The sequence below is a fragment of the Melaminivora alkalimesophila genome (genome assembly GCF_000282995.1).
Classification (GTDB): Bacteria; Pseudomonadota; Gammaproteobacteria; order Burkholderiales; family Burkholderiaceae_C; genus Melaminivora; species Melaminivora alkalimesophila.
Window position 1 is genome coordinate 1 of the sequence record NZ_ALEE01000810.1, and the last position, 19,358, is coordinate 19,358.

Annotated in this window: 16 protein-coding genes; 5 read left to right on the forward strand and 11 right to left on the reverse strand. The window is 68.0% G+C overall.

Features of this window, described 5'->3' with window-relative positions; genetic code table 11:
* From A612_RS15555 to A612_RS15570, 4 genes are all read left to right on the forward strand, one after another.
* A partial coding sequence (locus A612_RS15555) for an acyl-CoA dehydrogenase family protein (RefSeq protein WP_019375357.1) occupies positions 1-902 on the forward strand: 902 nt, incomplete at its 5' end.
* A 29-nt stretch (positions 903-931) separates the two neighbouring features.
* Positions 932-1,819, forward strand: a complete 888-nt coding sequence (locus A612_RS15560; protein WP_019375358.1) for a beta-keto acid cleavage family enzyme — start codon at positions 932-934, stop codon at positions 1,817-1,819.
* Between the two features lie 142 nt (positions 1,820-1,961).
* On the forward strand, positions 1,962-3,503 hold the full coding sequence (locus tag A612_RS15565; RefSeq protein WP_081501213.1) for an AMP-binding protein: 1,542 nt from the start codon (positions 1,962-1,964) through the stop codon (positions 3,501-3,503).
* Between the two features lie 153 nt (positions 3,504-3,656).
* Positions 3,657-5,249: a class I adenylate-forming enzyme family protein gene (locus tag A612_RS15570; protein ID WP_019375359.1), complete on the forward strand. Its 1,593-nt coding sequence runs from the start codon at positions 3,657-3,659 to the stop codon at positions 5,247-5,249.
* A gap of 61 nt (positions 5,250-5,310) precedes the next feature.
* On the opposite strand, the gene A612_RS15575 is transcribed toward A612_RS15570, so the two are convergent.
* The 11 genes from A612_RS15575 to A612_RS15625 form a co-directional block, all read right to left on the reverse strand.
* Positions 5,311-5,679: a HepT-like ribonuclease domain-containing protein gene (locus A612_RS15575; RefSeq protein WP_019375360.1), complete on the reverse strand. Its 369-nt coding sequence runs from the start codon at positions 5,677-5,679 to the stop codon at positions 5,311-5,313.
* Positions 5,676-5,966: a nucleotidyltransferase family protein gene (locus tag A612_RS15580; protein ID WP_040437198.1), complete on the reverse strand. Its 291-nt coding sequence runs from the start codon at positions 5,964-5,966 to the stop codon at positions 5,676-5,678. The genes A612_RS15575 and A612_RS15580 overlap by 4 nt, the downstream gene beginning before the upstream one ends.
* A 194-nt stretch (positions 5,967-6,160) precedes the next feature.
* Positions 6,161-8,332: a 3-hydroxyacyl-CoA dehydrogenase NAD-binding domain-containing protein gene (locus A612_RS15585; RefSeq protein ID WP_019375362.1), complete on the reverse strand. Its 2,172-nt coding sequence runs from the start codon at positions 8,330-8,332 to the stop codon at positions 6,161-6,163.
* Between the two features lie 19 nt (positions 8,333-8,351).
* Entirely contained in the window at positions 8,352-9,557 is a 1,206-nt protein-coding gene (locus A612_RS15590; protein WP_019375363.1) for an acetyl-CoA C-acetyltransferase, read from the reverse strand.
* A gap of 43 nt (positions 9,558-9,600) precedes the next feature.
* A complete protein-coding gene (locus A612_RS15595) occupies positions 9,601-10,767 on the reverse strand; it encodes an acyl-CoA dehydrogenase family protein (RefSeq protein ID WP_019375364.1) in 1,167 nt (388 codons plus the stop codon).
* A gap of 173 nt (positions 10,768-10,940) precedes the next feature.
* Positions 10,941-12,107 carry an ABC transporter substrate-binding protein gene (locus tag A612_RS15600; protein ID WP_019375365.1) on the reverse strand — a complete coding sequence of 389 codons (1,167 nt, stop codon included), beginning with the start codon at positions 12,105-12,107 and terminating at the stop codon, positions 10,941-10,943.
* A gap of 109 nt (positions 12,108-12,216) precedes the next feature.
* Complete coding sequence (locus A612_RS15605; protein WP_019375366.1) at positions 12,217-14,091, reverse strand: AMP-dependent synthetase/ligase; 1,875 nt, start codon at positions 14,089-14,091, stop codon at positions 12,217-12,219.
* 5 nt (positions 14,092-14,096) lie between these two features.
* Positions 14,097-14,900: an ABC transporter ATP-binding protein gene (locus A612_RS15610; RefSeq protein WP_019375367.1), complete on the reverse strand. Its 804-nt coding sequence runs from the start codon at positions 14,898-14,900 to the stop codon at positions 14,097-14,099.
* Positions 14,897-15,754, reverse strand: a complete 858-nt coding sequence (locus tag A612_RS15615; protein ID WP_019375368.1) for an ABC transporter ATP-binding protein — start codon at positions 15,752-15,754, stop codon at positions 14,897-14,899. Before A612_RS15615 ends, A612_RS15610 begins: the two co-directional genes overlap by 4 nt.
* Positions 15,751-16,827: a branched-chain amino acid ABC transporter permease gene (locus tag A612_RS15620; RefSeq protein WP_019375369.1), complete on the reverse strand. Its 1,077-nt coding sequence runs from the start codon at positions 16,825-16,827 to the stop codon at positions 15,751-15,753. The genes A612_RS15615 and A612_RS15620 overlap by 4 nt, the downstream gene beginning before the upstream one ends.
* Positions 16,828-16,830: 3 nt before the next feature.
* Complete coding sequence (locus A612_RS15625) at positions 16,831-17,706, reverse strand: branched-chain amino acid ABC transporter permease (protein ID WP_040437199.1); 876 nt, start codon at positions 17,704-17,706, stop codon at positions 16,831-16,833.
* Between the two features lie 174 nt (positions 17,707-17,880).
* Here A612_RS15625 and A612_RS15630 point away from each other — a divergent pair, with 174 nt between their 5' ends.
* On the forward strand, positions 17,881-19,317 hold the full coding sequence (locus A612_RS15630) for an NAD-dependent succinate-semialdehyde dehydrogenase (RefSeq protein WP_019375371.1): 1,437 nt from the start codon (positions 17,881-17,883) through the stop codon (positions 19,315-19,317).
* The last annotated feature ends 41 nt before the right edge of the window (positions 19,318-19,358 follow it).

Consider the following 19,358-nt stretch of genomic DNA (forward strand, 5'->3'; position numbering starts at 1 on the left):
TGCTGGCCAGCCTGTTCTCGCACAACATCGGCCTGCCGCCGGTGGTCAACTTCGCCAGCGCCGCCGTGCGCGCCGAGGTCATCCCGCCGGTGCTGGCCGGCGAGCAAATCGCCGCGCTGGCCATCACCGAACCCGGCGGCGGCTCCGACGTGGCGCGCCTGGCGACCACCGCCCGGCGCGATGGCGATGATTACATCGTCAACGGCGAAAAAGTCTTCATCACCTCCGGAATGCGCGCCGACTGGATCACGGCTGCCGTGCGCACGGGCGAGCCGGGCAGCAAGGGCGCGGGCGGTATCTCCATGCTTTTGATCCCGGCGGGCAGCGCCGGCCTGTCGCGCAGCCCGCTGGCCAAGATGGGCTGGCTGTGCTCGGATACGGCGCACCTGCGCTTTGACAACGTGCGCGTGCCGGCGCGCTATCTGCTGGGTGAGGAAGGCCAGGGCTTTCGCATCATCATGGGCAATTTCAACGGCGAGCGCTTCGGCCTGGCGGCCTCGGCCCTGGGCTTTGCCGAGGCCTGCTTCGACGAGGCGCTGGCCTGGGCGCGCCAGCGCCGGGCGTTTGGTGCAGCGCTGGTCGAGCACCAGGTCATCCGCCACAAGCTGGCCGACATGCAGATGCGCATCCAATCCACCGCCGCCTGGGTGGACGCCATCGCCGCCCGCGCCGATGCCGGCGATACCGGGCCGGATTGGGTGGCGCAGATCTGCCTGCTGAAGAACCACGCCACGCAGACCATGCAGTTCTGCGCCGACCAGGCCGTACAGATTCTGGGCGGCATGGGCTTCATGCGTGGCACCGTGAGCGAGCGCATCTACCGCGAAGTCAAAGTGATGATGATCGGCGGCGGCGCGGAAGAAATCATGAAAGATCTGGCCGTGCGGCAGCTCGGCCTGTGACCAACCTCCAACAGAAAGAGCCACTTGCCATGAGCGCAGCCAATCCCCACCACAAAGCCGTCGTCACCTGTGCCATCACCGGCGTGCTGACCGACCCGGCGCAGCACCACGTCCCCGTCACCCCCGAGCAACTGGCCAGCGAGGCGCGCCGCGCTCATGAGGCCGGCGCCAGCGTGATCCACGTGCACTTTCGCAGCCAGGAGCCGGGCAAGGGCCACCTGCCCAGCTGGGACCCGGAGGTCGCCAAGGCCTGCGTGCAGGCCATGCGCGAAGCCTGCCCCGGCATCATCATCAACCAGACCACCGGCGTGGTCGGCCCGCATTACCAGGGGCCGCTCCATTGTTTGCGTGCTACCCGACCTGAAGTTGCGGCGTGCAATGCCGGCTCGCTGAACTACCTGAAAGTGCGTGCCAACGGCACCTGGGCCTGGCCGCCCATGCTGTTCGACAACCAGCCGGCCAAGGTGCAGGATTTCCTGGACGTGATGGAGGAAACCGGCACCCTGCCCGAGTTCGAGTGCTTCGACGTGGGCATCGTGCGCTGCGTGCAGATGTATGTGCAGACCGGCATGTACACCCGCGGCCTGCCCCACTACAACTTCGTCATGGGGGTCGAGTCCGGCATGCCGGCCGATGCGGATCTGCTGCCGATCCTGCTCCGGCTCAAGATCGAGGGCGCGCCCTGGCAGGCCACGGTGATTGGCCGCAGCGAGATCTGGCCCGTCCACCAGCGCGTGGCCGAGCTGGGCGGCCATCTGCGCACCGGGCTGGAGGACAGCTTCTACCTGCCGGATGGCAGCAAGGCCACGTCCAACGGCCCCATGATTGAGCAGCTCGTGCAGTGCGCGCGCCGCGCCGGGCGCGAGGTGGCCAGCACCGATGAGGCGCGCGCCATCCTGGGGCTGGCGGCGGCCTGAGCCGGCGCGCGCGCCAACGCCAGCCCGCCCGGCCCGGTCGCCGGCACCGCAGGAATGCCCTGTCCGGCGCGGCAGGGCAGGGCGGGGCAAGGGCGCTGACAACGCCCAAGTGCCCCATTCGCAATCGGATTTGGAGTGAGACATGGACAAGGGAATCGGCAACTGGGTCACGGTACATGCGCGGCGCACGCCGCAGCGCCTGGCCCTGATCGACGGCAATACCGGGCAGCGCACCACCTACGGTGAGCTGGAGCAGCGCACCAACGCTCTGGCCGATGCGCTGCGCGCGCGCGGTACGCGCAAGGGCGACCGCGTGGCCATGATGGCGCTCAACAGCCCGCAGTTCCTGGAGGTGGCCATCGCCGTGGCCAAGCTCGGGGCGGTGCTGGTGCCCATCAACTTCCGCCTGGTGGCGCCCGAGGTGCGCTACATCCTGGAAGATTGCGCTCCCGGCGTGCTGCTGGCCTCGCAGCAGGTCATGGCGGTGGCGCGCGAGGCGGCGCACGCTACCTGCGTGCGCCACCTGATCGAGCTGCCCTCGGCCCAGCAGCGTGCGGCGGGCGAGTCCGGCGAATACGAGAGCCTGATCGCCGGCGCCAGCAGCGCGCGCGTGCCGGTGTCCGTGGGCCAGGACGAGGTGGCCACGCTGATGTACACCTCGGGCACCACCGGCTTTCCCAAGGGGGTGATGCTCACGCATGGCAACCACCTGTGGAACATGCTGACCAACGTCTCCATGAGCGAGGGCCTGACGCCACGCGACATCTCGCTGGCCGCGGCGCCGCTGTTCCACATCGGGGCGTTCGGCATCTTCACGCTGCCGCTGCTGTACCTGGGCGGCGCCTCCATCGTGCTGGAGTCTTTCAGCCCGGCCGGCTGGCTGGAGGCCGTGGAGCAGCACCGGCCCACGCTGGCGTTCTGCGTGCCGGCCATGTGGGCGGCCATCCACGCTGCCGGGCTGCAGGGGCGCGATCTGGCCTCGCTGCGCTACACCGTCTCGGGTGGCGCGCCGTGCCCGGTGGTGCTGATCGAGGCACTGCGCAGCGCCGGCCTGGTCTTCACCGAGGGCTTCGGCCTGACCGAGACGGCGCCGATCGCATCGGTGCTGGATGCCGCCGATGTGCTTGAGCGCGCCGGCTCCATCGGCAAGCCGATCGCGCACGTCGAGTACCGCATTGCGGACGAGGCCGGCCAGGACGTGCCGCCGGGCGAGACCGGCGAGTTGCTGATCCGCGGCCCCAACGTCTTCATCGGCTACTGGCAAAAGCCCGAGGCCACGGCCGAGGCGCTGCGCGGCGGCTGGTTCCATCCGGGCATCGCCGAGGTGGCCGTCATCGGCTCGCCCGACGCGCGCTGGGGCGAGGCCGTCACGGCAGTGGTCGTGCCCAAGGCTGGCGCGCAGATCGACGAGGCCGGGCTGATCGCCTGGTGCCGCGAGCGCCTGGTGCCGCAAGTGCCTGGCGCACTTCAAGTGCCCGCGCGTGGTGCAGTTCATCGACGTGCTGCCGCGCACCGCCACCGGCAAGGTGCTCAAGCGCGAGTTGCGCCAGCGCTGGACGGCGGACGGCGCTGCCGTGCAGCGCTAGCGCACGCCAGCCCGGCAGTAAGAGCGTGTTTACGATCCCCGCGCGGGTGCGCGAGCGCGGCCTCGGGCGGTCTGCGGCGTTGCAAATCCTCGCGATAGCACGGGCTATCGCTGCGGTTTGCGCCTGGCAGCCCATCCCGATCCGCACCCGCGCCCCTGCGCGCGGAGATCGTAAACACGCTCTAAGAGCAAGAGGCGCCTGAAGGCGCTCGCCAAGACAGAGTCCAACCACCAAAAAAGGAGACAAGACCCATGATCCAGATGCCTATCACCCCTGCGGCACGCCGCATCCGCCGCGTCGCCCTGGGCGATTTTGTCCATCGCAGCGCGCGCAAGTTTGGCGAGCGCACCGCCGTGGTCGATGGCGACACGCGCCTGACCTACACCGAGCTGGACGCGCGCAGCTCGCGCTTTGCCCACTATCTGCTGCAGACCTTCGGCAGCGGCCGGCAGATAGGCATGCTGTGCATGAACTCGGCCGACATGGTGGTGGCCTACAACGGCATACACAAGTCCGGCAACGTCTGGGCGCCGGTCAACGTGCGGCTGGATGCCGGCGCCATCGAATACATCTTGCGCCACGCCGAAGTCTCGGCGGTGGTGGTCGATGCCCCCCTGTACGCCGACCCAGCCCTGGCCGCCATGCTGCAGGGCCTGGGCGTGCCGCTGATCATGACCATGGCGGGTGGCGTGGCCACCGCGCCGGGCGCCACGACCCTGGCCCAAGCCGAGGCTGACCGCAGCGATGCGCTGCCCGACCTCGACATCGACGACAACCAGCCGGCGATCCTGATGTACACCAGCGGCACCACCGGCAACCCCAAGGGCGTGGTGCACTCGCATCTGTCGGTGGCGGCGGCCATCCTGGGCAACGCCAGCGGCTTTGCCTATGTCGAGACGGACGTGTTCTCGGGCGTGCTGCCGCTGTTCCACTGCGCCCAGCACGCCCTGGCGGCGACGGCGCACGCCGTGGGCGCGTGCATCGTGCTGGCGCGCGCCTTCGTGCCCGACGAGATCCGCGCGCTGGTGCTGCGCGAGCGCCTGACGGTCTTCACCGGCCTGCCCATGATGTACGGGGCGCTGCTGGCCGACCCGCAGTTCCGCTGTGACAGCCTGCGCCAGTGCATCTACGCCATGGCGCCCATCCCCAAGCCGCTGATTGCCCAGATCGCCGAGCGCATGAGCCGCAATGTCGTGCTGGCTACCGGACAGACCGAGATCTACCCGGCCACCATGATGTTCAGGGCGCTGGAGCACCCCGAGCTGGACGCCAACTACTGGGGCACTTCCTTCATCCACTGCGAGACGGCGGTCATGGACGACGAGGGCCGCCTGCTCGGCCCCGGCGAGGTTGGCGAGATCGTGCACCGGGGCGCCAATGTCATGCTGGGCTACTTCAAGGACGAGCGCGCCACGGCCGAGGCGCAGCGCTTTGGCTGGCACCACACGGGCGACCTGGGCATGTGGGGGCCCAAGGGCCAGATGCTGTTCATCGACCGCAAAAAGGACATGATCAAGACCGGTGGCGAGAACGTCGCCAGCGTCAAGGTCGAGGCCGTGCTGCTGGGCCACCCGGGCGTGGCCGGCGCGGCGGTGCTGGGCCTGCCGCACCCGCACTGGATCGAGGCCGTGTGCGCCTTCGTGGTGAAGAAGCCCGGCGCCGAGGTGGATGAAGCCTCCATCGTGGCCCACTGCCGCGAGCGCCTGGGCGGCTTCGAGGTGCCCAAGCTGGTACGCTTCGTCGAGGCCCTGCCGGCCACGGCGACGGGCAAGGTGCAAAAGCACTTGCTGCGCCAGCAGTTTGCCGAGCTGGCGCGGCAGGCGTGGGGGGAAGAGGTGGTTTGAGCTGTCTCGGCTCAGTTGCCAGATGCGCCATCGGCGGTGCCGATGGCGTTCTTTTTTGAGGTCAGGACTGGTCGGGCGCGTCGGCGAGAGGGCGCAGAGCCTGCAATTGCTCCAGCAGATGGGGCAGGCTCATGTGTACGGTATTCCAGACTACTTCCAGATCGATATCGAAATAACCATGGGCGATGCGGTTGCGCATGCCACGCATGTTGTACCACGGCAGTTGGGTGTGCGTCTGGGTGAACTGAGGAAAGCTGTCCATGACCTTGGCGGCAGCTTCGCCGAGGATGATGAGACTCATGACCACAGCACGTTGGGTGCGCCTGTCTTGCTGAAACTCGGCCTGGGACATGCCCTGGACAAACAGGCGCGCCTCGCTTGCCGCCTCCTGCATGTGGCCCAAATAGTCGGGTAGGCGGTTTTCCTTCATACCGGTCGTGCCTGGGCCAATACCTGGGTGCGGAAGCTGGGCGGCAGATCCATCGGCGTGCGCACATCGACCCGTATGCCGAGCAAGGTCTCCAACTCATCTTGCAGGCCCCCCAGGTCGAACAGCGTCGCACCCGGCAGTGCATCCACCAGAAGATCGAGGTCGCTGCCTTCCTGGTCTGTGCCGTGCAGCACCGAACCGAAGACGCGCGGGTTCGCGGTGCGAAAGCGCTCCACGGCCTCACGAATGACCTTGCGCTTCATGGCAAGTACGGCGGACGGTCGCATGGGGGATCTCCTTCTCCTGTCCTGGCAGAGGCGAGGTGTCACTCATGGTAGCCGCTGAACGCATCAAGAGCCGTCAGCTCTTCTCTGGATAGCTGCTGAAAATATAGCTGTTGGCGCTTGTCCAGCAAGCACTTGGCCAAGAATTTCCATGAAAAAACCGCCTGTTCAAGGCGGTTTTTTCGGTTTCAAAAGGCTCAGTACTGCGGCTGATGCGCCCGGATGGCTTCGCGCGCCCTGTCGTCCAGCGCAAAACCGTCCCCATGCCGCTCCGCCAGCTCATCGACCCGGCGCAGGAAGGCGTCCACCCCCATGCCATAGATGAACTGCATGGCCCCGCCCGTCCAGGCCGGGAAGCCGATGCCGAAAATCGAGCCGATGTTGGCGTCGTGCACGCTGGTCAGCACGCCCTCAGCCAGGCAGCGCGCGGTTTCGATGGCCTGGCGGTAGAGCAGGCGATCCTGGATGTCCTGCACGTCCCACTCGACCCCAGGCTTCTCGAACAGCTCTCTCAGGCGCGGCCACAGGTGCTTCTTGCCACCTTCCGGGTAGTCGTAGAAACCACCCCCACCGGCGCGGCCCGGGCGCTGGAATTCCTTGACCATGCGCTCGACCAGCAGCTCGCCCGGCGTCGCCTGGTACTGGCGACCCTCGGCGGCAAAATCGGCGCGCGTCTGCTCCATGACGTGCACGCTCAAGGTGAGGGCGGTCTCGTCCAGCACCGCCAGCGGCCCCACGGGCATTCCGGCCTGCATGGCGGCGTTCTCGATCACGGCGGCAGGGATGCCTTCGCTGAGCATCGCCGCGCCTTCCATCACGAAGGTGCCGAAGGTGCGGCTGGTGTAGAAGCCCCGCGAGTCGTTCACCACGATCGGGATCTTGGCGAGCGCCTGCACATAGTCGAAGGCGCGCGCCACGGTCTCGTCATCCGTCTGCCGGCCGCGGATGATCTCGACCAGCTTCATCTTGTCCACGGGGCTGAAGAAGTGGATGCCGATGAATTTCTCCGGCCGCGCACTCGCCTGCGCCAGGCCGCTGATGGGCAGCGTCGAGGTGTTGCTGGCAAAGAAACCGCCTTCGGCCAGCTGCGGCTCGGCCTCGCGCGTCACCTGGGCCTTGAGCTCGCGGTTCTCGAACACGGCCTCGATGATCAGCTCGCAGCCGGCGAGATCCGCCGCGCTCGCCGTGGGCGTGATGCGCGCCAGCAGTTCCTGCGCCGCTTCGGGCTTCATGCGGCCCTTTTCCACGCGCTTGGCCGCGAGCTTTTCGCTGTAGGCGCGGCCCTTGTCCGCCTTGTCCTGGTCCACGTCTTTCAGCACCGTCTCGATGCCGCGGCTGGCCTGCGCCCAGGCGATGCCCGCGCCCATCATCCCGGCGCCCAGGATGCCCACCTTCGTCGGCTTGAAGCGCGCCACGCCTGCCGGCCGCGACTTGCCCGCCTTGATGGCGTTCATGTCGAAGAAAAAGGTGTTGATCATGTTGCGCGCCACCGGGCTGGTCATCAGTCGTGCCAGGTAGCGGCTCTCGATGCGCAGCGCCGTGTCGTAGTCCACCAGCGCGCCCTCGACCATGGCGGCCAGCGCTGCCTCCGGCGCGGGGTAGCGCCCGCGCGTGGTCTTGGTGAGCATGGCGGGGGCGACGACCAGCGCGTTGGCGATCTTCGGGCTGGTGGGCGCGCCGCCGGGCATGCGGTAATCCTTCGCGTCCCAGGGCTGCTGGGCCTCGGGGTGCGCGGCGATGTGCGCCAGCGCGGCGGGCAGCAGCTCTTCGCGCGTGTCCACCAGCTGGTGTACCAGGCCCATCTGCTGCGCCTCGGCCGGGCCGAAGGTCTTGCCCTCCAGGATCAGCGGCTGCGCCGCCATCAGGCCGAGCAGCCGCGTCATCTTGGTGATGCCGGTGGCGCCCGGCAACAGCCCGAGCGTGACTTCCGGCAGGCCGAACCGGGTCTTGCGGTCGTTCACCGCGATGCGGTGGTGGGCGATCAGCGCCACTTCCCAGCCGCCGCCCAGCGCCGAGCCGTTCAGGCAGGCGACCACCGGGATGCCCAGTGTCTCCAGCGTGCGAAAGTGCTTTTTCATGCGCTCGATTTCGCGGAAGACGGCGGGCGCGTCTTCGGGCTGCAGGCGCATGGTGGCCTTCAGATCGGCGCCGGCAAAGAAGCTGCTCTTGGCAGAGGCGAGGACGATGCCCTTGAGCGCGCCGCCCAGCCGATCGCGGTCGGCCAGCACGCGCGCGGTGGCCTCGCCCAGGTCGTCCTGCCATTGCTGGCACATGGTGTTGACCGGCGAGCCTTGCTCGTCGAAGGTGATGAGCGCCACCTGCCCTGCGCCGTCCTGCGCGGGGATGAGTTCGTAGCGGATGGTTTGCATGGGGTGTTCTCTCCAGATCTCAGAGGGCTTCGACGATGGTGGCGATGCCCATGCCGCCGCCGACGCAGAGGGTGACAAGGCCGTAGCGCAGCCCGCGCCGGTGCAGTTCGTCGATCACCGTGCCCAGCAGCATCGCGCCCGTGGCGCCCAGCGGGTGGCCCATGGCGATGGCGCCGCCGTTGACGTTCACTTTCTCGTGCGGCACGTTCAGCTCGCGCATGAAGCGCATCGGCACGGCGGCAAACGCCTCGTTGACCTCGAACAGGTCGATCTGCTCGACGGTCATTCCGGCGCGCGCCAGCGCCTTGAGCGTGGCGGGCACGGGGCCGGTGAGCATGATGGTCGGGTCGGCCCCACTCACTGCGGTGGCGACGATGCGCGCACGCGGCGTGAGCCCGTGCGCCTTGGCCGCGGCCTCGTTGCCGATCAGCACTGCGGCGGCGCCATCGACGATCCCTGAGGCGTTGCCGGCGTGGTGCACGTGGTCGATGCGCTCGACCTGCGGGTAGCGCTGCAGCGCCACCGCGTCGAAGCCCATGGCGCCTAACTGCGCAAACGAGGGCTTGAGTGCCGCCAGGCCTTCCATGGTGGTGTTCGGCTTGATGAACTCGTCTTCTTCCAGGATCACCTGGCCGAGGAAGTCGCGCACCGGCACCAGCGAGCGCTTGAAATGGCCGGCGGCGCGCGCTGCCGTGGCGCGGCGCTGCGATTCGAGCGCGTAGGCGTCCACGTCGGTGCGGCTGTAGCCGTCGAGCGTGGCGATCAGGTCGGCGCCGATGCCCTGCGGCACGAACTTGGTCTGCAGGTTGGTGGCCGGGTCCTGCGCCCAGGCGCCGCCGTCGGCGCCGATGGGCACGCGGCTCATGCTCTCGACACCGCCGGCTACCACCAGGTCTTCCCAGCCGCTGGCGACCTTTTGCGCCGCCAGGTTCACCGCCTCCAGGCCCGAGGCGCAGAAGCGGTTGACCTGCACGCCGGCGCAGCGCCAGTCCCAGCCGGCCTTGAGCGCGGCGATCTTCGGCAGGACCGAGCCCTGCTCACCGATCGGGGAGACGATGCCCATGACCACGTCGTCCACCCGCGCGGTGTCCAGCTGGTGGCGCTGCTGCAGCTCGCCGAGCAGCCCGGCCAGCAGGTCGATGGGCTTGACCTCGTGCAGGCTGCCGTCCTTCTTGCCCTTGCCGCGCGGGGTGCGCAGCGCGTCGAACACGTAGGCGTGGGTCATGAAATGCTCTCTCCGTGGATGGTGGAAGGTGAAAAAGAAGGGGTCAGCGCCCGCCCAGGCCCATGCTGCGCGTGATGACTTCCTTCATGATCTCGTTGGTGCCGCCGTAGATGCGCTGCACGCGCGCATCGGCCCAGGCGCGGGTGATGGGGTATTCCCACATGTAGCCGTAGCCGCCGAAGAGCTGCACGCACTCGTCCATGACCTTGAACTGCAGGTCGGTGGTCCAGTACTTCGCCATGCTGGCGGTGGCGGTGTCGAGCTGGTCCTTCAGGATCAGCTCGCAGCACTTGTCCACGAACACGCGCGCCACCTGCACCTCGGTCTGCAGCTCGGCCAGCGTGAAGCGGGTGTTCTGGAAGGCCGCCACCGGCTGGCCGAAGACCTTGCGTTCCTTGACGTATTCCACCGTCCAGTCGATGGCCGCCTCGGCCGAGGCGACGGCGCCAATCGCGATCTGCAGCCGCTCCCAGGGCAGCTGCTCCATCAGGCAGATGAAGCCCTTGCCCTGCATGGCCGGGCCGCCCAGCAGGTTCTCGGCCGGCACGCGGACGTTGTCGAAGAACAGCTCGGAAGTGTCCTGCGCCTTCATGCCGGCTTTCTTCAGGCGCTGGCCCTTCTCGAAGCCTTCCATGCCGCGCTCGACCAGCAACAGGCTCGTGCCCTTGGCGCCGGCGGCGGGGTCGGTCTTGGCGACGACGATCACCAGGTCGGCGTGCCAGCCGTTGGTGATGAAGGTCTTGCTGCCATTCAGCAGGTAATGGCTGCCGTCCTCGCTCAGAAGCGCCGTGGTCTTCACGCCCTGCAGGTCGCTGCCGGCCGCGGGCTCGCTCATGGCGATCGCCCCGACCATGCTGCCGTCGGCCAGCCGCGGCAGGTACTTGCGCTTTTGCGCCTCGGTGCCGTAGTGCAGGATGTAGGGCGCGACGATCTCGCTGTGCAGCCCGAAACCGATGCCCGAGCAGCCGGCGCGCGCGATCTCCTCCATCTGCGCGACGCTGTAGAGCTTGTCGGCGCCGGCCCCGCCGTATTCCTCCGGCATGCTCATGCACAGGAAGCCGTTGGCGCCTGCCTTGGCCCAGACCTGGCGGTCCACATAGCCCTGCTCCTCCCACTGGGCGTGGTGGGGCGTGATCTCGCGCTCGATGAAGCGGCGGAAGCTGTCGGCGAAGGCCTGGTGGTCGGCCTGCAGGAGGGTGCGTTCGATCATGGCAACGTGGGGCTGGAAGGAAAAGGGATTTTTACAAAGCAAATGCTTTGTTAAATTCTGCCACCGTTGTCCTCGCCGTGGCGATTTTTTCCTTGGCACGGCCGCGCACGGGGTGCAAACCCCAAGAAAAAGCCGCCTCGAAGGCGGCTTCTGCATCGGTAAGGCGTGGTCTCTTACTTGAAGTAGTCCGATACCACCTTCCAGCGCCCATCCTGGATCTGCGACAGGCGCGAGCGCTCGGTGCCCAGGCGCTGCGTGGCGCTGAACTTGAGGGTGTCGCTGCCGAACATGTCGGGCTCGATGGGTGCGCTCTCCATGGCCTTGACGAAGCTGTCGGTGGTCAGGTTGGCCCCGGCGCGCTGCGCGCCCTGGATGAAGTTGTCCATGATCTGGTAGCCGTAGACCGAGAACACGCCCGGGTCCTCGTTGAACTTGGTCTTGTACTTGTTGGCCCAGAAGCGGATCGGCTGCGAGGTGTCGTCCAGGTACGGCACCTGGATCGCCATGGTGGCGTACAGCCCATCCATGGCCTTGCCGCCCAGCTTGTGGATCAGGTCGGTGTAGGCCGCGGTGGTGCCCAGGAAGGTGGGCGAGAAGCCGGTCTTGCGCGCCTCGCCGATGGTGCCGATGGTCTCGCGGATCACCGTGCCCAAGACCACGAAATCGCAGCCGGCGGCCTTCATCCGGGCGACCTGCGAGGAAAAGTCGGTCGCGCCGCGCTTGTAGGTCGTCTTCTCGGCCAGCTCCATGCCGATGGTCTTGAGCCCGTCCTCGGCGCCGCGCATCACCTCCAGGCCGAATTCATCGTCCTGGTAGATGGTGCAGACCTTCTTGGCGTCCTTTTCCTTGACCAGGCGCGGCGTGGCGGTGCGCGCCTGGTCGTAGTAGGGCACGCTGAAGGCGAACTTGAGCTGGCGGTTGGGCTCCTCGAACATTTCGCGCGCGCCGGTCAGCGGGTAGAAGTTGATCACCTTCTTCGGGAACAGCACCGGGAAGGTCGCGACGTTGGCGGCCGTGCCGATGTGGCCGATCATGGCGAAGATCTTGTCCTGGTTGACCAGCTTTTGCGCCGCCAGCACGGCGCGCTTGGGGTCGTAGCCGGAGTCCTCGGCCTTGAAGACCAGCTTGCGGCCGTTGACGCCGCCTTGCTCGTTGGCCTCGTCCACGCGCAGCATCATCCCGTTGCGCGCCTGCTTGCCGAAGCCCGCCAGCGGGCCGGACAGGTCCTGGATGGTGCCGACGGTGATGCTGTCCTTGGTGACGCCCTGGCTCGCCTGGGCGAAGGCAGTGCCGCCGGCAAGCGCCATGGCGGCGGCCACGGCAAGGGTGCGAAGTTTCATGGCTGGTCTCCTGTGGTGGTTCTGTGGTGGACGATCGGTGGGCAGGTGATCGATGACCGGGTTATAGGGCGATTGCGCCGCAGCGCATCACCGCACTAACCCTGGCCGCTCAGGGCGCCGCGCCGCCGGAGCGGTACATGGCCTCGATCTGCTCGGCGTACTTGGTCTGCACCAGCTTGCGCTTGAGTTTCATGGTGGGCGTCAGCTCCTCGTCCTCGGCCGTGAGCTGGGTGTCGAGCAGGAAGAACTTCTTGATCTGCTCGACGCGTGCGAACTTCCTGTTCACCTCGTCGATCACGCCCTGGATGAGCGCCTGCACCTCAGGGGCGCGCGTCAAACTCGCGTAGTTGGAGAACGGCACGTCGTGGTCCTGCGCGTATTTCTCGACGTTTTCCTGGTCGATCATGATGATCACCGTCAGGTAGGGCCGCTGGTCGCCGATGACCACCGCATCGGTGATGTAGGGGCTGAACTTCAGCTCGTTCTCGATCTCGCTGGGCGTGACGTTCTTGCCGCCGGCGGTGATGATGATGTCTTTCATCCGGTCGACGATGCGGAAATACCCGTCCCCATCGACCGTGCCCACGTCGCCGGTGCGCAGCCAGCCGTCCTCGGTGAAGGTCTCGGCCGTCTTGTCCGGCAGGTTCAGGTAGCCCTTGAAGACGTTCGGCCCGCGCACCTGGATCTCGCCCGTCTCGGGGTCGAGCCGCACTTCGTTGAAGCGGGTCGCCGGGCCGATGGAGCCCGGCTTGATGCGCGCGGGCAGCATGCCGGTCGCCGCCCCGCAGGTCTCGGTCATGCCCCAGACCTCCAGCATCGGCACCCCCAGCGCAAGGTACCACTTGATGAGTTCGGGCGAGATCGGCGCGGCGCCCGTCACCAGGAAGCGCGCCCGGTGGATGCCGATCATCTTGCGCACGTTGTCCAGCACCAGCCAGCGCGCCAGCCGAAAGCGCGCCTTCAGCCCGGCCGGCACCGGCTGGCCGGCGAGCACACGCTCGGCGATCTGCATCCCCACTCCGATCGCCCAGGCATAGGCCGCCTGCTGCAACCGGCTCGATTCCTTGAGGGCGATGGTCACGCCCGAATAGAACTTCTCCCACACGCGCGGCACGGCGGTGAACACCGTGGGCGCGATCTCGCGCACGTTCTCGGGCACGGTGTCGGGGTTCTCGACGAAATTCAGCTTCGCGCCCGTGTAGAGCGAGAAGTATTCTCCGCCCATGCGCTCGGCGATGTGGCACAGCGGCAGGAAGCACATGGCCTCGTCCTGCTCGGAGCGCGCCACCAGCGTGTTGTTGCCGCGCACGGTATAGGCCAGCGCGCCGTGGGTGTGCATCGCTCCCTTGGGCTTGCCGGTGGTGCCGGAGGTATAGACCAGGATCGCCACGTCCTCCGGGCGCAGGGCGGCGACGCGCTCGTCCAGCGCCGTGGGGTGGGCCGCGTTCCACTGCCGGCCAAGCGCGCGCAGCTCGTCCAGGCCGAGGACGTCTGGATCCTGGAGCCCGCGCAGCCCCTTCATGTCGAAGACCACCACCTTGCGCAGCCGCGGCAGCTGCGCGCGCACCTCCAGCGCCTTGTCCAGCTGCTCGTCGTCTTCCACGAACAGCACGCAGGTGGCCGAGTCCTCGCTCAGGTACTGCACCTGCGCGGGCGCGTCGGTGGGGTAGATGCCATTGGCGACGCCGCCGCAGGACAGCACCGCCAGATCGGCCAGCACCCACTCGACGTTGGTGTTCGACAGGATGGAGGCGCACTCGCCCGGCGCGAAGCCCAGCGCCATCAGCCCGCCCGCGATCTCGCGCACCGCCTCGCCCACCTGGCTCCAGCTCCAGCTGCGCCAGATGCCAAGCTCCTTCTCGCGCAGCCACACCTTCGGCCCGCGCTCCTGCACCGCGTTCCAGAACATCGCCGGGATGGTGTCGCCCGCCAGCACGCTGTGCGTGACCGGCTGCAGTGCGGAGAGATCCCACAGATTGGACATGCCGCTCACCTCCAGGTCTTCTTCTTCTTCCAGCGCCGCTCGCCGCGCACGCCGGCGTCGCGCATCCCGAGGTAGAACTCCTTGATGTCGTCCTTCTCGCGCAGGGCGGCGCAGCGGTCTTCCATCACGATGCGCCCGTTCTCCAGCACATAGCCGTAGTCCGAGGCGTTCAGCGCCATGTTCGCGTTCTGCTCGACCAGCAGGATGGTGGTGCCGCGCTCGCGGTTGATGCGCACCACGATCTCGAAGATCTCCTTGGTCAGGCGCGGCGACAGGCCCAGGCTCGGCTCGTCCAGCAGGATCAGCTCGGGCCGCGCCATGAGCGCGCGCGAGATCGCCAGCATCTGCTGCTGCCCGCCCGACAGCAGGCCCGCGTCCTGGTCGCGGCGTTCCGCCAGGATCGGGAAGTAGCCGTACACCGTCTCCATGTCGCGCGCCACGGCGTCGCGGTCGGGGCGGGTGTAGGCGCCCATCAGCAGGTTGTCACGCACCGACAGCAGCGGAAACACCTCGCGCCCCTCGGGCACGTGCGACAGCCCGCGGCGCACGATGGCGGCCGGATCATGGGCCGTGATGTCCTGGCCCTGAAAGTGCACGCTGCCCTTGCGCGGGTCGATGATGCCGCTGATGGTCTTGAGGATGGTGGTCTTGCCGGCGCCGTTGGAGCCGAGCACGGTGGCGATCTCGCCGCGGCGCACCTGCAGGCTCACGCCGCGGATCGCCTTGATCGGGCCATAGCTGCTCTCGATGTTCGCCAGGCGCAGCACCACCTCGTCCTGGGCGGCGGGCAGGGCAGGGGCCGCGCTCATGCCCGGACCCCCACCGCGCTGCCCTCGGGGCGGCGCAGGCTGCTCACGTCGTCGATGGTGCCGAGATAGGCCTCGACCACGCCGGGGTGTGTCTGTACCTCGTGCGGCGTGCCCGTGGCCAGCACCTGGCCCTGGTTCATGGCCAGCACCCGGTCGGACACGCGCGAGACCAGCGACATGTCGTGCTCGACCATCAGCACCGTGATGCCCAGCTCGTCGCGGATGTCCTGGATCCAGAAGGCCATGTCGTCGGTTTCCTCCACGTTCAGGCCGGAAGACGGCTCGTCGAGCAGCAAGAGCTGCGGCTCGGTGCACAGCGCCCGCGCCAGCTCCACCACCTTGCGCACGCCGTAGGGCAGGCCGGCGATCAGCGTGTCGCGGTAGTGCTGCAGCTCCAGGAAGTCGATGACCGCTTCAGCCTTCTCGCGCGCGCGGATCTCGGCGGCGCGGGCGCGTGGCGTGAACAGCATGTCGGCCCACAGCCCGGTCTCGCGCCGCGTGTGGCGCCCGATCAGCAGGTTGTGCAGGACGCTGGCGTGCTCGAACAGCTCGATGTTCTGGAAGGTGCGGGCGATCCCCAGCCCGGCGACCCGGTGCGGGGGCTGTTCGGTCAGGGTGACGGTGCCGGCCGGGCCGGCGTAGGCGATGCTGCCGGAGGTGGGGGCATAGATGCGGCTGATCAGGTTGAACACCGTGGTCTTGCCGGCGCCGTTCGGCCCGATCAGCGTGAAGACCTCGCCGCGGCGCACGTCGAAGCTCACGTCGTTGACCGCGAGCAGTCCGCCGAAGCGCACGCTCAGGGACTGCGCGCGCAGCAGCACATCGGCAGGCAGGGGGGCGTTGGGCTGGTTCATTTCAGGCGGTCCGATTTCTGGAAGCTCTTCTGCCGCTTGAACATGCCCTTGCGGTAGAACGGGAACAGCTGCAGCCAGGTGCGGATCTTCAGCCAGCGGCCGTACAGCCCCATGGGTTCGAACATCACGAACAGGATCAGCACCAGCCCGTAGACCACCGCCTGCAGCCCCGGGGCCTGGCCGATGGCCTCGGGCAGCTGGTCCTTGGCGAGGGCGATGAGCTGCGGCATCAGGATCAGGAACATGGCGCCGAGGAAGGCGCCGTGCACCGAGCCCAGCCCGCCGATGACGATCATCAGCAGCAGGTCGATGGACTGCAGGATGCTGAACTGGTCGGGCGAGAGGAACTGCATCTTGTGCGCGTACAGTGCCCCGGCGATGCCCGCCAGCGCCGCAGACAGGGCGAACGACAGGGTCTTGTACCAGGCGAGGTGGATGCCCATGCTCTGCGCCGAGATCTCCGAATCGCGGATGGCGACGAAGGCCCGCCCGGTGGGCGAGCGCAGCAGGTTCAGGATGGCGAGCGTGCACACCACCGTCACCGCCAGGCACAGGAAATAGAAGGACTCGGTGCTCTCCAGCACGTAGCCCGCCAGCCGCGGCGCCTCGAGCATCTTGCCGGCGTTGCCGCCGGTGACCGATTCCCAGCGCGCGAAGCCTTCCTCGACGATGAAGCCGAAGGCGAGGGTGGCGATGCCCAGGTAGATGCCCTTGACGCGCAGCGCCGGCAGGCCGACCACGATGCCCACCGCCGCCGACAACGCCGCGCCGCAGGCCAGCGACAGCAGGAACGGCCAGCCCATGCCGGTGAGCACCGCCTGGGTATAGGCACCGACCCCGAGGAAGGCGGCGTGGCCGAGCGAGAACTGGCCGGTGAAGCCGGCCAGCAGCATCAGCCCCAGTCCGGCGATGGCGTAGATCAGCACGAAGGTCAGCTGGGCCAGCCAGTATTCCGGCGCCACGAAGGGGGCGGCAACCAGCGCGAGGCACAGAAAGGAATACCAGAAGACGTGGCCGCCGTGCTTGGCAAGGCGGATGTCCTGCGCGTAGGAAGTCTTGAAGAGGAAACGCATCGCTCAGACTTTCTTGCGCAGTTTCTCGCCGAACAGGCCGTTGGGCCGGATCATGAGCATGATGAGCACCACGATGTAGGCGGCGATGTCCTTGAAGCCCTCGGGCAGGTAGAAGCCCGACAGCGACTCGATGGTGCCGATGATCAGCCCGCCCACGATGGCCCCCGGCAGGCTGCCGAAGCCCCCGACCACGGCCGCCGGGAAAGCCTTCAGGCCGATGAAGCCCATGTTGGCATGCACGAAGGTGATGGGCGCGAGCAGCAGCCCCGCCACCGCCGCCACCGCCGCCGCCAGCCCCCAGACCAGGCCGTTGAGGCGCTGCACCGGGATGCCCATGTAGTAGGCGGCGAGCTGGTTCTGCGAAGACGCCTGCATGGCGATGCCCAGGCGCGTGTAGCGAAACAGCGCAAACAGCAGGACGCACAGCACCGTCGTCACCAGGATCACCGCCACCTGCTCGGCCGCCAGCACCAGGCTGCCCCACTGCAGCGGCTGGTCCTTGTAGGGAACGTCGAGCGCGTGCGTCTCGGTGCCGATGCCGGGGATCATGGTGACCAGCCCGCGCAGCACGTAGCCGATGCCGATGGTCAGCATGACGATGGAAAACGCCGGCTGGCCGAGCACCGGCCGGATGACTGCGCGCTCGATCAGCACCCCCACCAGCGCCATGGCGGCGATGCTGGCAAGCACCGCCACCCAGAAGGGCATGGCGAGCAGCTTCATGACCACCAGGCCGCAGAAGGCCCCCAGCATCATCAGCTCGCCCTGGGCGAAACTCACGGTCTCGGTGGCCTTGTAGATGAGCACGAAGCCCAGCGCAATCAGGCCGTAGATGCACCCCTGCGCGATGCCACTGACCAGCAATTGGACGAACTGCACCAACCCCTCCGTATTTTCACAAAGCAACTGCTTTGCATAAATAATGTTGCACGGAGGGCTGCGTGTCGCATCTGGGACTTACCCTGTAGAGTGGCGCGAGGGCCTGTGGCCGCCATCCGGCTGGCGGGCTGCGGCCCTGCCCGGACCACCGACCACCATCCAAGGAGCGAATGCATGAGCTATCCCGACACCCGCCTCTTCATCGACGGCCAATGGCAGGACGCCGGCGACGGGCGCAGCCTCGCGGTGCACAACCCGGCGACCGGCCAGGAGATCGGCCGCGTGGCCCGGGCATCGACCGCCGACCTCGACCGCGCGCTGGAGGCGGCGCAAAGGGGCTTCGAGACCTGGCGCGACACCAGCGCGCACGAGCGCGCCGCCACCATGCGCCGCGCCGCCGCCCTGATGCGCGAGCGCGCCGACGCCATCGCCGCCATCCTCACGCAGGAGCAGGGCAAGCCGCGCCCGGAGGCGCGCGGCGAGGCCATGGCCGCGGCCGACATCATTGAATGGTTTGCCGACGAGGGGCTGCGTGTCTATGGCCGGATCGTGCCTTCGCGCAACCCGGCCGTGCGCCAGATGGTGGTCAAGGACCCGGTCGGCGTGGTGGCGGCCTTCACGCCCTGGAACTTCCCCATCAACCAGGTGGTGCGCAAGCTCGGTGCGGCGCTGGCGGCGGGCTGCGCCGTGATCGTCAAGGCGCCCGAGGAGACGCCGGCGAGCCCCGCCGAGCTGGTGCGCGCCTTCGCCGATGCGGGCCTGCCCGCCGGCGTGGTCAACCTGGTCTATGGCGACCCGGCCGAGATCTCGGGCTACCTGATCCCGCACCCGATCGTCAAGAAGGTCACCTTCACCGGCTCCACCGCCGTGGGCAAGCAACTGGCTGCCCTGGCGGGCCAGCACATGAAGCGCGTGACCATGGAACTCGGCGGCCACGCGCCGGTGATCGTCTGCGAGGACGCGGACGTGGCGCTGGCCGTCAAGTGCACCGCCAGTGCCAAGTTCCGCAACGCCGGCCAGGTCTGCATCGCGCCGACGCGCTTCCTGGTGCACGAGAGCGTGCGCGCCGATTTCGTCGAGGCCCTGGTGCGCCACGCGCAGGGCCTGAAGCTGGGCGACGGTCTGCAGCAGGACACGCGCATGGGGCCGCTGGCCAATGCCCGCCGCGTGGCCGCCATGCGGGATTTCCTGGACGATGCCCGCAGCCAGGGGGCCAAGGTGCGCACGGGCGGCGAGGCCCTCGCCGGGGCGGGCAACTTCTTCGCGCCCACGGTGCTCGACGAGGTGCCGCTGTCGGCACGCGTCTTCAACGAGGAGCCCTTCGGCCCGGTGGCGGCGGTGCGCGGCTTCACCGACCTGCAGGAGGCCATCGCCGAGGCCAACCGCCTGCCCTACGGGCTGGCCGCCTACGCCTACACCGCCTCGCTGAAGAACGCCCACCTGCTGGCGCAGCGGGTGGAGGTCGGGATGCTGTGGATCAACCAGCCGGCGACGCCCTCGGCCGAGCTGCCCTTCGGCGGCATCAAGGATTCGGGCTACGGCTCCGAGGGCGGGCCGGAGGCCGTGGAGGCCTGCCTGAACACGCGCGTCGTCTCGATCGCGCACGTCTGAGCACGACCGCCCCGGCGCGGCTGCGGCGCGGCCTTCAGCCG

What these genes read in the sequence shown, in the direction of transcription:
- A612_RS15570 (WP_019375359.1), top strand. Translation starts at nt 3,657, where the DNA reads ATGATCCAGATGCCTATCACCCCTGCGGCACGCCGCATCCGCCGCGTC.
- A612_RS15575 (WP_019375360.1), bottom strand. Translation starts at nt 5,679, where the DNA reads ATGAAGGAAAACCGCCTACCCGACTATTTGGGCCACATGCAGGAGGCG.
- A612_RS15630 (WP_019375371.1), top strand. Translation starts at nt 17,881, where the DNA reads ATGAGCTATCCCGACACCCGCCTCTTCATCGACGGCCAATGGCAGGAC.
- A612_RS15620 (WP_019375369.1), bottom strand. Translation starts at nt 16,827, where the DNA reads ATGCGTTTCCTCTTCAAGACTTCCTACGCGCAGGACATCCGCCTTGCC.
- A612_RS15595 (WP_019375364.1), bottom strand. Translation starts at nt 10,767, where the DNA reads ATGATCGAACGCACCCTCCTGCAGGCCGACCACCAGGCCTTCGCCGAC.
- A612_RS15610 (WP_019375367.1), bottom strand. Translation starts at nt 14,900, where the DNA reads ATGAGCGCGGCCCCTGCCCTGCCCGCCGCCCAGGACGAGGTGGTGCTG.
- A612_RS15615 (WP_019375368.1), bottom strand. Translation starts at nt 15,754, where the DNA reads ATGAACCAGCCCAACGCCCCCCTGCCTGCCGATGTGCTGCTGCGCGCG.
- A612_RS15580 (WP_040437198.1), bottom strand. Translation starts at nt 5,966, where the DNA reads ATGCGACCGTCCGCCGTACTTGCCATGAAGCGCAAGGTCATTCGTGAG.
- A612_RS15590 (WP_019375363.1), bottom strand. Translation starts at nt 9,557, where the DNA reads ATGACCCACGCCTACGTGTTCGACGCGCTGCGCACCCCGCGCGGCAAG.
- A612_RS15600 (WP_019375365.1), bottom strand. Translation starts at nt 12,107, where the DNA reads ATGAAACTTCGCACCCTTGCCGTGGCCGCCGCCATGGCGCTTGCCGGC.
- A612_RS15565 (WP_081501213.1), top strand. Translation starts at nt 1,962, where the DNA reads ATGGACAAGGGAATCGGCAACTGGGTCACGGTACATGCGCGGCGCACG.
- A612_RS15560 (WP_019375358.1), top strand. Translation starts at nt 932, where the DNA reads ATGAGCGCAGCCAATCCCCACCACAAAGCCGTCGTCACCTGTGCCATC.
- A612_RS15585 (WP_019375362.1), bottom strand. Translation starts at nt 8,332, where the DNA reads ATGCAAACCATCCGCTACGAACTCATCCCCGCGCAGGACGGCGCAGGG.
- A612_RS15605 (WP_019375366.1), bottom strand. Translation starts at nt 14,091, where the DNA reads ATGTCCAATCTGTGGGATCTCTCCGCACTGCAGCCGGTCACGCACAGC.